The sequence below is a fragment of the Limnohabitans sp. genome (genome assembly GCF_044361645.1).
Classification (GTDB): domain Bacteria; phylum Pseudomonadota; class Gammaproteobacteria; order Burkholderiales; family Burkholderiaceae_C; genus Limnohabitans_A.
The window spans coordinates 1-13,213 of record NZ_JBIKIL010000111.1 but is presented as its reverse complement, the minus strand read 5'-3'; the positions used below and the strand labels follow the sequence as shown (position 1 = coordinate 13,213).

Annotated in this window: 14 protein-coding genes; 10 read left to right on the top strand and 4 right to left on the bottom strand. The window is 61.2% G+C overall.

Features of this window, described 5'->3' with window-relative positions; all coding sequences use genetic code 11:
- The 5 genes from ruvX to ACIQ39_RS15295 form a co-directional block, all read left to right on the top strand.
- The coding region (gene ruvX / locus ACIQ39_RS15315) for a Holliday junction resolvase RuvX (protein WP_396435471.1) at positions 1–314 on the top strand (314 nt) is incomplete at its 5' end.
- The gene (gene pyrR / locus ACIQ39_RS15310) at positions 311–811 is read left to right on the top strand and encodes a bifunctional pyr operon transcriptional regulator/uracil phosphoribosyltransferase PyrR (protein ID WP_396435470.1); all 501 of its coding nucleotides are present in this window, start codon (positions 311–313) and stop codon (positions 809–811) included. The genes ruvX and pyrR, both read left to right, overlap by 4 nt.
- 16 nt (positions 812–827) lie before the next feature.
- Entirely contained in the window at positions 828–1,793 is a 966-nt protein-coding gene (locus ACIQ39_RS15305; RefSeq protein WP_396435469.1) for an aspartate carbamoyltransferase catalytic subunit, read from the top strand.
- 24 nt (positions 1,794–1,817) lie between these two features.
- Positions 1,818–3,110, top strand: a complete 1,293-nt coding sequence (locus tag ACIQ39_RS15300; RefSeq protein WP_396435468.1) for a dihydroorotase — start codon at positions 1,818–1,820, stop codon at positions 3,108–3,110.
- A gap of 456 nt (positions 3,111–3,566) precedes the next feature.
- Complete coding sequence (locus tag ACIQ39_RS15295) at positions 3,567–4,304, top strand: lysophospholipid acyltransferase family protein (RefSeq protein ID WP_396435467.1); 738 nt, start codon at positions 3,567–3,569, stop codon at positions 4,302–4,304.
- Between the two features lie 147 nt (positions 4,305–4,451).
- On the opposite strand, the gene ACIQ39_RS15290 is transcribed toward ACIQ39_RS15295, so the two are convergent.
- Positions 4,452–5,612: an ABC transporter ATP-binding protein gene (locus ACIQ39_RS15290; protein WP_396435466.1), complete on the bottom strand. Its 1,161-nt coding sequence runs from the start codon at positions 5,610–5,612 to the stop codon at positions 4,452–4,454.
- Positions 5,613–5,790: 178 nt separating this feature from the next.
- On the opposite strand from ACIQ39_RS15290, the gene ACIQ39_RS15285 reads away from it, so the two are divergent.
- Entirely contained in the window at positions 5,791–7,464 is a 1,674-nt protein-coding gene (locus ACIQ39_RS15285) for an ABC transporter permease (RefSeq protein ID WP_396435465.1), read from the top strand.
- Between the two features lie 84 nt (positions 7,465–7,548).
- Here ACIQ39_RS15285 and ACIQ39_RS15280 read toward each other — a convergent pair whose 3' ends face one another.
- The 3 genes from ACIQ39_RS15280 to ACIQ39_RS15270 form a co-directional block, all read right to left on the bottom strand.
- Positions 7,549–7,992 carry an HIT family protein gene (locus tag ACIQ39_RS15280; RefSeq protein ID WP_396435464.1) on the bottom strand — a complete coding sequence of 148 codons (444 nt, stop codon included), beginning with the start codon at positions 7,990–7,992 and terminating at the stop codon, positions 7,549–7,551.
- 162 nt (positions 7,993–8,154) lie between these two features.
- Positions 8,155–9,087 (bottom strand): LysR substrate-binding domain-containing protein, encoded by a 933-nt coding sequence (locus tag ACIQ39_RS15275; RefSeq protein ID WP_396435463.1) that lies wholly within the window; start codon positions 9,085–9,087, stop codon positions 8,155–8,157.
- A 353-nt stretch (positions 9,088–9,440) separates the two neighbouring features.
- Positions 9,441–10,307 carry an energy transducer TonB gene (locus ACIQ39_RS15270; protein ID WP_396435462.1) on the bottom strand — a complete coding sequence of 289 codons (867 nt, stop codon included), beginning with the start codon at positions 10,305–10,307 and terminating at the stop codon, positions 9,441–9,443.
- A 107-nt stretch (positions 10,308–10,414) separates the two neighbouring features.
- Between ACIQ39_RS15270 and ACIQ39_RS15265 the strand changes: the two genes are divergently transcribed.
- From ACIQ39_RS15265 to ACIQ39_RS15250, 4 genes are all read left to right on the top strand, one after another.
- Positions 10,415–11,074, top strand: a complete 660-nt coding sequence (locus ACIQ39_RS15265; RefSeq protein ID WP_396435461.1) for an ArsR/SmtB family transcription factor — start codon at positions 10,415–10,417, stop codon at positions 11,072–11,074.
- A 161-nt stretch (positions 11,075–11,235) separates the two neighbouring features.
- Positions 11,236–12,111, top strand: coding sequence for a sterol desaturase family protein (locus tag ACIQ39_RS15260; protein WP_396435460.1), 876 nt, complete (start codon positions 11,236–11,238; stop codon positions 12,109–12,111).
- Positions 12,112–12,178: 67 nt separating this feature from the next.
- On the top strand, positions 12,179–12,643 hold the full coding sequence (locus ACIQ39_RS15255) for a rhodanese-like domain-containing protein (RefSeq protein ID WP_396435459.1): 465 nt from the start codon (positions 12,179–12,181) through the stop codon (positions 12,641–12,643).
- A 206-nt stretch (positions 12,644–12,849) separates the two neighbouring features.
- Positions 12,850–13,213, top strand: a 364-nt coding sequence (locus ACIQ39_RS15250) for a redoxin domain-containing protein (RefSeq protein ID WP_396435458.1), incomplete at its 3' end; no start/stop codon positions are given.

The following is a 13,213-nucleotide window of genomic DNA, read 5'->3' as shown; positions in this document are numbered from 1 at the left end:
TGAAAACCGCCACCCCGCAAGCCACGATTGCCGCCGAGGGCGACGCCCGTTTTGCGCACATCGCCAAGCGCATCCAAGAATGGCAGCCCGACGCGCTGGTGATCGGCGTGCCTTTTCACCCCGATGGTGCAGCGCACGAGAACACCGCCCGCGCCCAGAAGTTTGCCCGCCAACTGCGCGGCCGTTTTGGCCTGACGGTGTACGAGGTGGACGAACGCTACAGCACCACCGAGGCCCATGCCTTGGGCGCGAAAGACGCCGATGCGGCGGCGGCGGCCATCATCTTGGAACAGTTTTTAAGGAGCACCCCATGAGCGCACTCGCCCTGAATGCCGAGGCCTTGTACCTGGAGCTGCTGCGCGGTGTGCGCAGCCTGTGCCAGGCCGATACCCGCTTGGTGGGCATCACCTCGGGCGGCGCTTGGCTGGCCGAGCGCCTGCAGCGCGATCTGGGTTTGCCTGGTCAGTCGGGGCAAGTGTCCTCGGTCATGCACCGCGACGACTTTGCCCAGCGTGGCTTGTCCGCCGGGGGCCAGACCAGCTTCACTTTCGAGGTGAACGGTGCCGACATGGTGGTGCTCGACGATGTGCTCTACACCGGCCGCACGATTCGCGCCGTGCTCAACGAGATTTTTGACTACGGTCGCCCGGCCCGCGTGCAACTGGCGGTGTTGGTGGACCGGGGTGCGCGCCAATTGCCGATTCAGGCCGACTTTGCCGCTGCCCGCGTGGTCCTGCCTGAGACCCAGTTGCTGGCGCTGGCCCGCGACCCGGCTGGGGCGTTCAGTTTTGAAGTGAAAAACAAGGCCTGAACCCGACAAGGACACCATGCTTTACAAACGCAACAACCCCCAACTCAACCAAAACGGCGAGCTGATCCACCTGCTCTCGACCGAAGGCCTGTCCAAAGACATCTTGACGCACATCCTGGACACAGCGGCCAGCTTTGTCAGCGTGAGCGACCGCGAGGTCAAAAAGGTGCCGATCTTGCGCGGCAAAAGCGTGTTCAACCTGTTTTTTGAAAACAGCACCCGCACCCGCACCACCTTTGACATCGCGGCCACCCGCTTGTCGGCCGACGTTTACACACTCGACATCGCGCGTTCGTCTGCAGCCAAGGGCGAGTCGCTGCTCGACACGATTGCCAACCTGAGTGCCATGGCCGCCGACATTTTTGTGGTGCGGCACAGCGAGTCGGGCGCGCCTTATCTGATCGCCCAGCACGTGGCGCCCCATGTGCATGTGGTGAATGCCGGTGACGGGCGGCACGCCCACCCCACCCAGGGCCTGCTGGACATGTACACCATCCGGCACTACAAAAAAGACTTTTCCAACCTCACGGTGGCCATCGTGGGCGATGTGCTGCACTCGCGTGTGGCGCGTTCGGACATCCACGCGCTCACCACCTTGGGCTGCGCCGAAGTGCGCGTGGTCGGCCCTAAAACCCTGGTGCCTGCCGACATGGCGCAAATGGGCGTGCGCGTGTTCAACAAGCTCGAAGAAGGCATCCAGGGCTGTGACGTGGTCATCATGCTGCGCCTGCAAAACGAGCGCATGAGCGGTGCGCTGCTGCCCTCCAGCCAAGAATATTTCGAGAGCTTTGGCCTGACCCCCGAAAAATTGCAACTGGCCAAGCCAGACGCCATCGTCATGCACCCGGGGCCGATCAACCGGGGGGTGGAGATCGACTCGGCCGTGGTCGATGGCCAGCAAAGCGTGATCTTGCCGCAAGTGACCTTTGGCATTGCGGTGCGCATGGCGGTGTTGAGCATCGTCGCGGGCAACGTCGCGTAAACACCAGCCGACAAGGAACAAAAGATGAAACTTCTCATCCAAAACGGCCGCATGATCGACCCCGCCAGCGGCTTTGACCAGATCGGCCATGTGGCCATGGCTGAGGGGCGCATTGTGGCCATGGGCCAAGTGCCCGCTGGCTTCACTGCCAACCGCAGCATCGACGCCCAAGGCTGCATCGTGGCCCCGGGTCTGGTGGATTTGGCGGCACGCCTGCGCGAGCCCGGCCAAGAACACGCGGGCATGTTGGTGAGCGAATTGGCCGCAGCGGTGTCGGGTGGCGTGACCAGCTTGGTGTGCCCGCCCGACACCCAGCCGGTGCTCGATGAACCCGGCTTGGTCGAGATGCTGCGCTACCGCGCCGAAAAACTGCACCTGGCCCGTGTCTTGCCCTTGGGCGCACTCACCGTGGGACTCAAGGGCGAGGTGTTGACCGAAATGGGCCAGTTGACGGCGGCCGGTTGTGTCGGTTTCAGCCAAGCCGAAGTGCCGATCCCCAGCACCCAGGTGCTGCAGCGCGCCTTGCAATACGCCAGCACCTTTGGCTTTGCCGTTTGGTTGCGCCCGCAAGAGTTGCACTTGGGCAAAGGCGTGGCCGCCAGCGGCCCCTTGGCCACGCGCATGGGTTTGTCGGGTGTGTCGGTGGCGGCCGAGACCATTGCGCTGCACACGATTTTTGAGTTGGTGCGCAGCACCCGTGCCCGCGTGCACCTGTGCCGCATCAGCAGCGCGCAAGGCGTGGCGCTGGTGCGCCTGGCCAAAGCCGAGGGCTTGCCGGTCACGGCCGACGTGAGCATCAACTCGCTGCACCTGACCGACGCCGACATGGGCTACTTTGACAGCCGCGCGCGCCTGACGCCTGTGCTGCGCCAACAACGCGACCGCGATGCCCTGCGTGCGGGTTTGGCCGACGGCACGCTGGACGCGCTGGTGTCTGACCACACACCGGTCGACGCCGATGCCAAAGCCCTGCCTTTTGCCGAGGCCGAACCCGGTGCCACCGGCATGGAGCTGTTGTGGAGCTTGGCCCTGAAGTGGGGGCAGGATGCCGAGCTGCCTTTGCCTCAAGTTTTGTCACGCCTGACCGCCGACCCGGCCCGCGTGCTGGGCACAGCGCTGGGCGGCTTGCAAGACTCGGTCGGGCACCTGGCGGTGGGGGGCGTGGCCGATGTCTGCGTGCTGTCGACCCAGGGCCATTGGCCGGTGACGGCAGCGTCCTTGCGCAGCCAAGGCAAGAGCACACCGTTTTCGGGCTACGAGTTGCCCGGCCGCGTGCTGGCCACGGTGGTCGGTGGGCAGGTGGCGTTTGAGGCTTGACCAGTGATGGGTTTGTGTAGGCTGACCCTTGGTGGATCGCTTTGCGCCGCGCGATGGCGTCTCAAGCTTGCACACCGTCATGGCGAGGAGCGCAGCGACGCGGCCATCCACGCGTCACTGCATGCGTCTTTGCACACCGTCATGGCGAGGAGCGCAGCGAGGCGGCCATCCATGCGTCACTGCATGCGTCTGTGCACACCGTCATGGCGAGGAGCGCAGCGACGCGGCCATCCACGCGTCACTTCATGCGTCTGTGTACACCGTCATGGCGAGGAGCGCAGTGAGGCGGTCATCCATGCGTCACTGCATGAGTCTGTGCACACCGTCATGGCGAGGAGCGCAGCGACGCGGCCATCCATGCGTCACTGCATGTGTTCATGCACACCGCCATGGCGAGGAGCGCAGCGACGCGGCCATCCATGCGGCGCAAGCAAAAAATTTCAGCTGGACTTTGCCATGAACTCGGTGCGCGCTATTTGGAAATTCGTGCGTGGCCTGCGGCATGTTGTCATGGGTATTTGGATCATTCACGGGCGTTTTCCGCAGCTCAATCCGGAGCAGCAAGCCATGCAGGTGCAAGCCTGGGCGCTGCAGTTTTTGGCGCTTTGGGACATTCAGATCCGGGTACTGGGTCAGCCAGTGGTCAATGGCCCCGCGCTGCTGGTGGCCAACCACATTTCTTGGCTGGACATCACTGTGATCCATGCCGCCAGGTATTGCCGGTTTGTCTCGAAATCGGACATTCGGCAGTGGCCCTTGGTGGGGACTTTGGCCACGGGTGCGGGCACGCTGTACATCGAGCGCACCAGCCGAAAAGATGCCTTGCGCACGGTGCACGCCATGGCCGACGCCATGCGAGGCGGCGATGTGGTGGCTATTTTTCCGGAGGGCACCACCAGTGATGGGCGAGAGTTGTTGCCTTTTCACGCCAATTTGATCGAAGCTGCGATCCAGGCCCAAGCCCCGGTGCAGCCGATTTCATTGCGCTTTGAGGACAGCCAGACAGGCCAGGCCAGTGATGCGCCGTGCTACATCGGCGACGACACCTTGATCGGCTCCATGTGGCGCACCCTCAAAGCGCCGCGTTTGTGTGCGGTCTTGCATTTTGGCCAAGCACAGCACGCCGATGGCCGCGATCGCCGCACCTGGGCGAAAGACTTGCGCCAAGAGATCATTGCGCTGCGGGCGCATTGAGGTCGAGTTGCCTGCGCGGGCCGGGCTTGGGGCGCGCAGTTTGGGGTGCGCAGTTTGGGGCGCGCAGTTTGGGGCGCGCAGTTTGGGGGGTAATGAGGGCTGATGGGCCCGCGTTGGTGCCCAGAAAGGCTTGGGGAGGTCGGTGGGTCAAACGAACTTGACGGCTTGGTACTGGGGGTCGGTGTGTTCGCAGACGGGGTCTTTGGCGCAGGGCATTTGACACAGTTCGCGGTCGCCCAATGGGCAGGCGCGGTTGAAGGTGACCACATGGTCCACTTCGGCGCGGATGCCGATCCATTCCCCCAAGGTGTGGTCGTGGTGGCTGGGCACGTGCGCCATCAGCAGGTCGCCGCTGGCCAGGCGCAAGGTGTACAAAAACTCCGATCCGCGAAAGGCTTTGCGGATGATCTCGGCCTTTACGGGTGCGTCATCGTCGTGCACGATGTCGTCCGCGCGCAGCAAAACATCGCACTGGCCGCCTTCAAATGCGCAGGGCAGGGGGCACTCGGCCACATCGCGCAGCTCGCCCACGGGGGTGTTGACCAAAATGTGACCGTCCACTTCGCGCAAGGTGGCGGGCGTGAAGACGCCGTGGCCAATGAAGTCGGCCACAAAACGGGTGGCAGGGCGGTGGTAGAGGCTGTAGGCATCGTCCCACTGGTGCAGCTGGCCGTGGTTCATGACGCCGATCACGTCGCCGATGGCAAAGGCTTCGAGTTGGTCGTGGGTGACCAGCAAGGCGGTGGCCTGTGCGGCTTTGAGGATGTTGCGCACCTCTTGCGCCAAGCGTTCGCGCAGGTCGATGTCGAGGTTGGAAAACGGCTCGTCCAGCAACAGCAAATCGGGTTTGGGGGCCAAAGCGCGGGCCAAGGCCACGCGTTGCTGTTGGCCACCTGAGAGTTCGTGTGCAAAGCGTTTGTTGGACCCGGCCAGCCCCACCAGCTCCAGCACCTCGGCCACGCGTTGGGCGCGCTCGGCTTTGGCCAGGTGTGCCAAGCCAAAGCCCACGTTGCTGCCCACATCCAGGTGGGGAAACAAGGCGTAGTCTTGAAACACCATGCCTATGCGGCGGCGCTCGGCGGGCTCGGTGTGGCCGGGTTCGCTGACCACCCGGCCCGACAAGCGTATTTGCCCACCCGACACAGGCTCTAAGCCCGCAACGGCACGCAGCAAAGTGGTTTTGCCGCAGCCTGAGGGCCCGATCAAGACACCAATGTCGCCCGAGCGCAGGCCCAGATTGACCCGCTGCACGGCGGGCGTGCTGCTTGTGGGGTAGTGGATGTCGAGCTGGCGAAGTTCTAAAAACATGCTTGGATTGTAGGCAGCTTGCGCGTGTTGCTGATAGCCGTGCACTGGGTGTGCGCTTGGCAGGGCCGCTGGGGAACAGGTTCTGGCTGTTTTGGCGAGCGAAGGGCCGACAAAACTGTCGGCTTCGCTGCGCAGTGGGCCAAGGCCAGGGCGATACGGCTTCTACAATAGCCCACTTATGTTGACCCTCTTGGCCCGCCGTTTATCGGGTCTCCACTCTTTGCTCTTGGCCTTGCTGGCATTGATCTTGGCCTTGCCGGTGTTGGCGGTGCTGGGTTCTTGGCTGCAATGGCGCGGTGAGAGCGCCAGCATCTTGCTGGAGATGGCCCGCACGGTGCTGCCCGATTACGCGCTGACCACGCTGGGCCTGTGCCTGATGGTGGCGGTGGGGGTGACACTGCTGGGTTTGGCCACCGCTGCTTTGGTGACGCTGTTTGATTTTCCGGGGCGCGGTGTTTTCGAATGGTTGCTGCTGTTGCCATTGGCCATGCCCGCCTATGTGGTGGCCTATGCGTACACCGATTTTTTGCAGTTCAGCGGCCCGCTGCAACTGGGCTTGCGCGAGGCCTTGGGCTTGCAAGGGCGTTTGTGGCCCGATGTGCGCAGTGTCTGGGGGGCAGCGCTGGTGTTCACACTCACGCTTTATCCCTATGTGTATTTGTTAGCCCGCACCGCCTTGGTCGAACGGGCTTCTGGCCTGATGGAAGCAGCCCGGCTGCTGGGTGCCCCGTTGTCGCGACGCATCCGCGAGATTGCCCTGCCGCTGGCCCGCCCGGCGGTGGCGGCTGGGGTGGCCTTGGCGCTCATGGAAACCCTGGCCGACTTTGGTGTCTCCAGCTACTTTGGCATTCAGACCTTTACGGCCGGCATCTACAAAGCTTGGCTGTCGATGGACAACCGCATCGCCGCGGCCCAACTGGCCACGGTGTTGTTGGCGGTGGTTTTGGTGTTGTTGCAATTGGAGCAAAGGGCCCAAAAACGCATGCGCTTCAACCCCGGGCGTGGTGCGCGGCCTGGCTCGGCCGAGGCGCAGCCGGTGCAGTTGTTGGGCCTGCACCGGGCACTGGCTTGGACGGTGTGCAGCGTTCCGGTGCTGCTGGGCTTTGTCTTGCCGGTGCTGATCATGCTGCGCGCATTCATGGGTGAGACCAGCGAGGTGCCTTGGGCGCGCTTTGGCCAATGGGCTTGGACCAGTTTGCGTTTGGGCGCAGTCACCGCTGTACTGGCTGTTGGTGTGGCGCTGGCGCTGGCCTTCCGGGTGCGCACCCGGGCCGACCGGCTCAGCCAAGGGGCCATCCAGTTGGTGGGCTTGGGTTACGCGATCCCCGGCGCGGTGGTGGTGGTGGGTTTGCTGTTGCCGCTTGGGTGGTTGCAGCAAATTTGGCCGGCTTTGTCGGCCGGTGCCTGGATCACGGCGACTTCGCTGGGCCTGGTGTGGGCGTATTTGGTGCGTTTTTGTGCCGTGGCTTTGCAGTCGGTGCAAAGCGGTTATGCCCGTATACCGGCCAGCTTCGACGATTCGGCCCGCATGCTGGGCGTGACCGGCTGGGGCCTAATGCGCCGCGTGCATGCGCCTTTGTTGCAGCGCACCACCATCGCGGCCGCCTTGCTGGTGTTTGTGGATGTGATGAAAGAGTTGCCCGCCACCTTGGTGCTCAGGCCTTTCAACAGCGATACCTTGGCCGTGGTGGCTTATCAATTGGCGCGCGACGAGCGTTTAGGCGAAGCGGCGCTGCCATCGTTGGCGCTGGTGTTGGTGGGCCTGATCCCGGTCATGTTGCTCAGCCGAACCTTGCGCCAAGCCCCGCGCTCAGAGCCTGCGCCCACGCAGCCCAGCTTGGGTGCGCGCTGACCGCTTGCACCGGTCTGAAGGGGCAAACAAGCGGGGTTCCAAGCCACGCAGCCGTGTCTTTTTACCGGGTGTGTACGTGTGCGCTCAAGCCTGGAGCGCTTGCACCAGCCGGTCGGCATAGCTTTGCAAAAGCTCGCGGGCTGGGTCTTTGCGGGGCCAACTCAAAGCAACACCGTCGTTCGCGTGGCGGGGCAGCACGTGCATGTGAAAGTGAAACACGGTTTGATCGCCTTCTTTACCATTGGCTTGCAGCAAGCTCAGGCCTGGCGGGTTAAAGCACGCCATCACCGCCCCGGCCACGTGGTGTGCGGTGCGCATCACGGCGGCGGCCTCGTCTGCGCTCAAGGCCAACAAGTTGGCGGCATGGCGCTTGCTGGCCACCAGCACATGGCCGGGGTTGACTTGGCCCAAATCCATGAAGGCCAAGGTTTGCGCATCTTCAAAAACAATGCAAGCAGGGAGCTCTTTGGCCACCAGTTTGCAAAAAATGCAGCTGCCAGGTGGGGAGGTGTCGATGAACATGGGCATGGTGCTTACTCGGGGTCGGGCGCTTGGCTTGGGGTGGCTTTGATTTTGGCATGCCGCCCGGGCGCTTGCTGAAGAGGACCAAGCCATGTGGGCGTCAACTTCACCGTGCCGGATGGCGGCTGCGCCAAGCCTGGTGCATGCGCCAGTGCCGCAGGTTGGCGCTCAGGTCTTGGGCCAGTGCATGCCGTAGCGTTGGGCCAAGAAGGCTTCGGCTTCTTCGAGCATGAAATAACGAAAGGCCTCGGCAGCGGGTGAGAGCATTTTCGATTGGGTGTGCACCACGTTCCAAGAGCGCACCACCGGCGCGCCTTGCACATCGAGCATGCGTATCAGTTGGTGCTCCAACTCCAGGCCAATGGTGTGCAAGGACAAAAAGCCCAATCCCAAGCCAGCCATCACAGCTTGTTTGATGATCTCGTTGCTGTGCAATTGGATTTTCATGCGCGGATCGACATGGGTGTCTTCAAAAAACTTTTCCATGGCAGCGCGCGTGCCTGCGCCTTTTTCGCGCACGATGAAATCGTAGGGCCGCAGGTCTTCCACAGTCAAATGTTCGCGTTGCGCCAGCGGGTGGTCTATGGCTGAGACAAACACATGCGGGTGCGCCGCAAAAGGCTCGGCGCGGGTCAACAGTTCTTTGGGTGGGCGGCCCATGACGGCGATGTCGACTTCGCTGTTTTGCAGCATGCTGACCAATTGGTCGCGGTTGCCAATGGAGATTTGGATGTCCACCCCCGGATGCAGTGCGCGAAAGTTGGCCAGCAAGCGCATCAAAAAATACTTGGCAGTGCTGACAAAGCCGATGGTCAGCACGCCGGTCTCGGCGCGCTGCAAGCGGGCCGCAGCGTCTTCGGCATCCTTGACCGTGGCCAAAATTTTGCGTGCATAGACCAGCATGTATTCGCCGGTGGTGGTCAAGCTCACTTGCCTGCCGCGCCGCTCAAACAGGGGCATGCCCACATGGCCTTCGAGTTCTTTGACTTGCATGGTCACGGCGGGCGGGGTCAGGTGCAGTTTCTCAGCGGCCCGCACAAAGCTCAGGTGCCGAGCCACCTCGTTGAACACGCGAAGTTGGCGAAAGGTGGCGTTCTTCATCAGGTCAATCCTCGCGCAAGCGATTAAAAGTAAGCAAGTCTATTACGGGCGGTGTTCAAACAGCCAAGTCTTGAAGGCCTGCGCGGCAGCTGACTGGCGTTTGCCTGGGGGTCAAGCAAATGCCAGCGGCGCATGAGAGGACAGCCCAGCACATCGAGTTTGACCAGTGCGCCCAAAACCAATGGCCTGCTCGAAATACTTCTCGCCTTGTTTGCCGGCCGAGCGCGCCGCCAAACATGCCCGCATCCACCGAGCAAGCCCTGCATCGCGCCAAAGGCATGGGGTGGAACGCGAAGTGGGCTGACGACGACTGAGCGGGTCATCAAGCAGCGGGGCGCGGCACGGCCAGGCGCTCAGCGCCCTGTTTTGCTCGAGCCCCATTGGTCCATCAGGCGCTGGTCGCTGGCGCTTTCGGCTTCGACGCTGTCTTTGGGCAACTGGCGCAGGCAGTCGGCCAGGGCTTGCGGGTCGAGTGGGGCGGTCGGGGTGGGCGCGGCCACCAGCTGGGGGGACAGGCCGTCCCAGGCAAAGGGGTTGCGGAACACGGGCGGCTCGGGCAGGCAGTCGTCCCTGTACAGCGGCGGCCCTTCGCTGGCAAAGGGCGAAAACGAAATTGTCTTGTCAAAAATCAGCGGCTTGCCCGTGGGGGTGGGCGGCAGCGGCGGCATGTTTTGGATGGCTTGTCGCGCGAGTTGTTCGGCCACGGGCGAGGTGGTCCACAAGGTTTGCAGCTGCGCCAAGCTGCCATCGGGCGCGATCTCGATGCGAAAGCGCACCAGGCCCTGGTCGGGGCCTTCGACGGCGCTGCCCATCATGCTGCGCACCTGCTGGCCCCAGCTGTAACGGTAGCCTTTGCTGTTTTTGTTGGTGTAGTTGGCGGCAAACGCCCATTCTTCGGCGGTGGGTGGCGGGGGCGCGGCTTGGCTGGCGCGGGGGCTATCGGGTGAAGGTGGTGGGGCTGGAGCCGGAGCCGCCAACGCTGTGTCGGGCGGGGGCGCCGTGATGGGTGTTGTGGGGGGTGTGGTGGTGGGCGCTGGATCAGGCAGCGGCTGGCTCGGTGGCGGGATCAGCTCCAAATAGACAATTTTTTCGGCTGTTTTTGGTGTTTCGGCTGGGCTGACGTATTTGAACTGGTAGCCAATTGCCAGCAGCCACACCCCGGCGTGCAAGGCAAGTGAAAAGACGATGGCGAAAAGGCGATGGGAGCTATATGGGCGCATGTTTCGCCGTGATCATCCAGAAAAGAGAGTGCTGTGGGTGCGATTCAGGGTTAAAAGAAACGAATATTTGCACCGGCTGATATTCTATCAATGACTAGAATATCGAAATGAACAAACGACAGCTCAAAGATGCGCTTTATGAGCAGGTGGCTCGCATTGGCAAGGCCGTTTCCAGCCCGAAACGACTGGAAATTGTTGAGCTGTTGGCACAAGGCGAGAAGACGGTTGAGCAGCTGACCAGCGAGCTTGGTATCGACATCAAGCTGACCAGTGCACACCTCAGGGCTTTGCGTGAAGCGCATTTGGTCACGTCACGCAAAGAAGGCAAGTATGTCATTTACCGGCTCACGGGCGAGGATGTGGCGGGCTTGTGGGTTTTGCTGCGCGAAGTGGCTCAGCGGCACTTGCTGGATTTGCGCCTTGCATTGGGTGAAATGGTGGCTGCACCTGACAAGCTGTTGACCTTGGACCGCGCGAACTTGCTCCAGCAAGCCCGGGATGGCGAAGTCATCGTGATTGACGTGCGCCCCTCCGAAGAATATGCACATGCCCACCTGCCTTATGCCCGTTCCATGCCAATTGATGAGATCACCACGCGACTGCATGAACTGCCCAAAGACAAGCAGATCGTGGCCTATTGCCGAGGCCCATTTTGTTTGTTCTCGGAAGAGGCTTATCAACTCTTGTGTGGACATGGGTACCGCGTTCATAAATTGTTGGATGGCGTGAGTGAATGGCAAGCGGCCGGTTTGACGTTGGCGACTTGAGCAGGCTGGTCTACAAACGGCCAACGAAAAAAATCGATAGGACAATTTCAGCCAAGGCACAACATTTCATCACCAAACAATCGTAAATTCTTTAGAATGTTAGATAAAAGCAGGTTCAGATGTTGAATCTGTATTGACATTGCAAAACTTGCGAGAGCGCCATGAATTTTGAACAGATGATCCTTGCCTACGAGCCACAGATCCGTTTGGGTTTTTTTGTAGGTGTCTTTGTGGTCGTTGCCCTTTGGGAGTTGGCCTCACCGCGCCGGGTGCTCAAGCACTCGCGGCAACAGCGCTGGGCTGCGAATTTTGGGCTCGTGGTGATCAACACCGTGCTCGTGCGTCTGGTGTTTCCAACCGCCGCAGTGGGCATGGCCGTTTTGAGTGCTGACCGGGGCTGGGGTATGTTGAATAATTTTGACGTGCCGTTTTGGCTTGCGGTACCTATGGCTGTCGTTGCTCTGGATTTTGTGGTTTGGTTGCAGCACGTCATGGTGCACGCTGTGCCGGTGCTTTGGCGTTTGCATCGTGTGCACCACGCAGACCTGGATTACGACCTCACCACCGGGGCGCGCTTTCATCCGATCGAAATTTTGTTGTCCATGGGCATCAAGTTTGCAGCCATCGTCCTGCTGGGTGCGCCTGTTGTGGCCGTTGTCATGTTTGAGGTTTTGCTCAGTGCTTGCGCCATGTTCAACCATGGCAACTTGCGCCTGTCGGCATCCGTGGACCGGGTCTTGCGCTGGTTCATAGTCACCCCAGACATGCACCGCGTGCACCATTCTGTTGAAGACGATGAGAGCAACAACAATTTTGGCTTCAACCTGACTTGGTGGGACCGAATGTTTGGCACCTACCAAGCTGAGCCACGGGCCGGACAGGTGGGCATGACCATCGGCATCCGCAGTCACACAGATCCCACGGAGGTGTTGCGCTTGCCGGGCATGCTGGCTATGCCGTTTCGGGGCAAAGTGACGGGCTATGCGATCAACCATCGGGACTGGGCATCGCCGATGGATCCCAATCACCCACGGTGACATTGCGGGCTGCAATCATTCATTCAATTTCAAATATCATCCGACACTTATATCCAAGGAGTTTCATATGACATTCACACAATGGGGCATGGCCCTCTTGACCACCACTGCACTGAGCTTGGGAGGCGTTGCCCACGCCGACAACAAGGCCATCGCCACCGACGAGATGGAGGCCTATCTGGAGTTTGTGGACTACGGCGGCGGCGTGATTTTTGCCGAGCAAATTCCCAAAGACGAGTGGCCCAAGATGGTGGTGATCGATGCGCGTGACCCGGCGCAATTTGCCAAGGGGCACATTCCCGGCGCCATCAACATGGATTGGCGTGAGGTGCTGGCCAAGCGCAACACCATTCCCAAAAACAAGCCGGTGCTGATTTACTGCAACACCGGGTCGCTGTCGGCCCAGGCCGGTTTTGCGCTGCGCGTCGCAGGCTGGGAGAACGTGCGCATCTTGCAAGGCGGCCTGGCCGAGTGGCAGGCCAAAGGCGGTTTTGACGCGGCGGCCAAAGCCGCAGGGCCTGCCAAGCATTGAGGCTGTGTTTTGGGGGTGATGCATGGCCAAGGCGTTGAGGGCTTGCGATGGATCAATTGTGTGGATTCAAACCCCGCAATTGTCACTATGCCTTTCATTGAGATATATCATGCCAAATACCTGCAGGGGTATGTACAGTTGGGCTTGTCGATTGAATAAATCTCTCGATTTCGAAAACCGATAGTCAACCTCAAAGGAAAAGCACCATGTCCATGCCCCTCATCAACGAAGCCGCCCCCGCCTTCAGCGCCAACACCACCCACGGCCAGCGCAGCTTGGCCGATTACAAAGGCAAGTGGCTCATCTTGTTTTCGCACCCCGCCGACTTCACGCCTGTGTGCACCACCGAATTCATCGGTTTTGCCAAGCGCGCTGAATTGTTCAAGAGCATGAACTGCGAATTGCTCGGCTTGTCGATCGACAGCATTTACTCGCATTTGGCCTGGATGCAAAGCATCCAGAACAACTTTGGTGTGGAGATTCCTTTCCCCATCATCGACGACATCAAGATGGAAGTGGCCCAAGCCTACGGCATGATCCACCCCGGCGCGGCCGACACCCAGGCCGTGC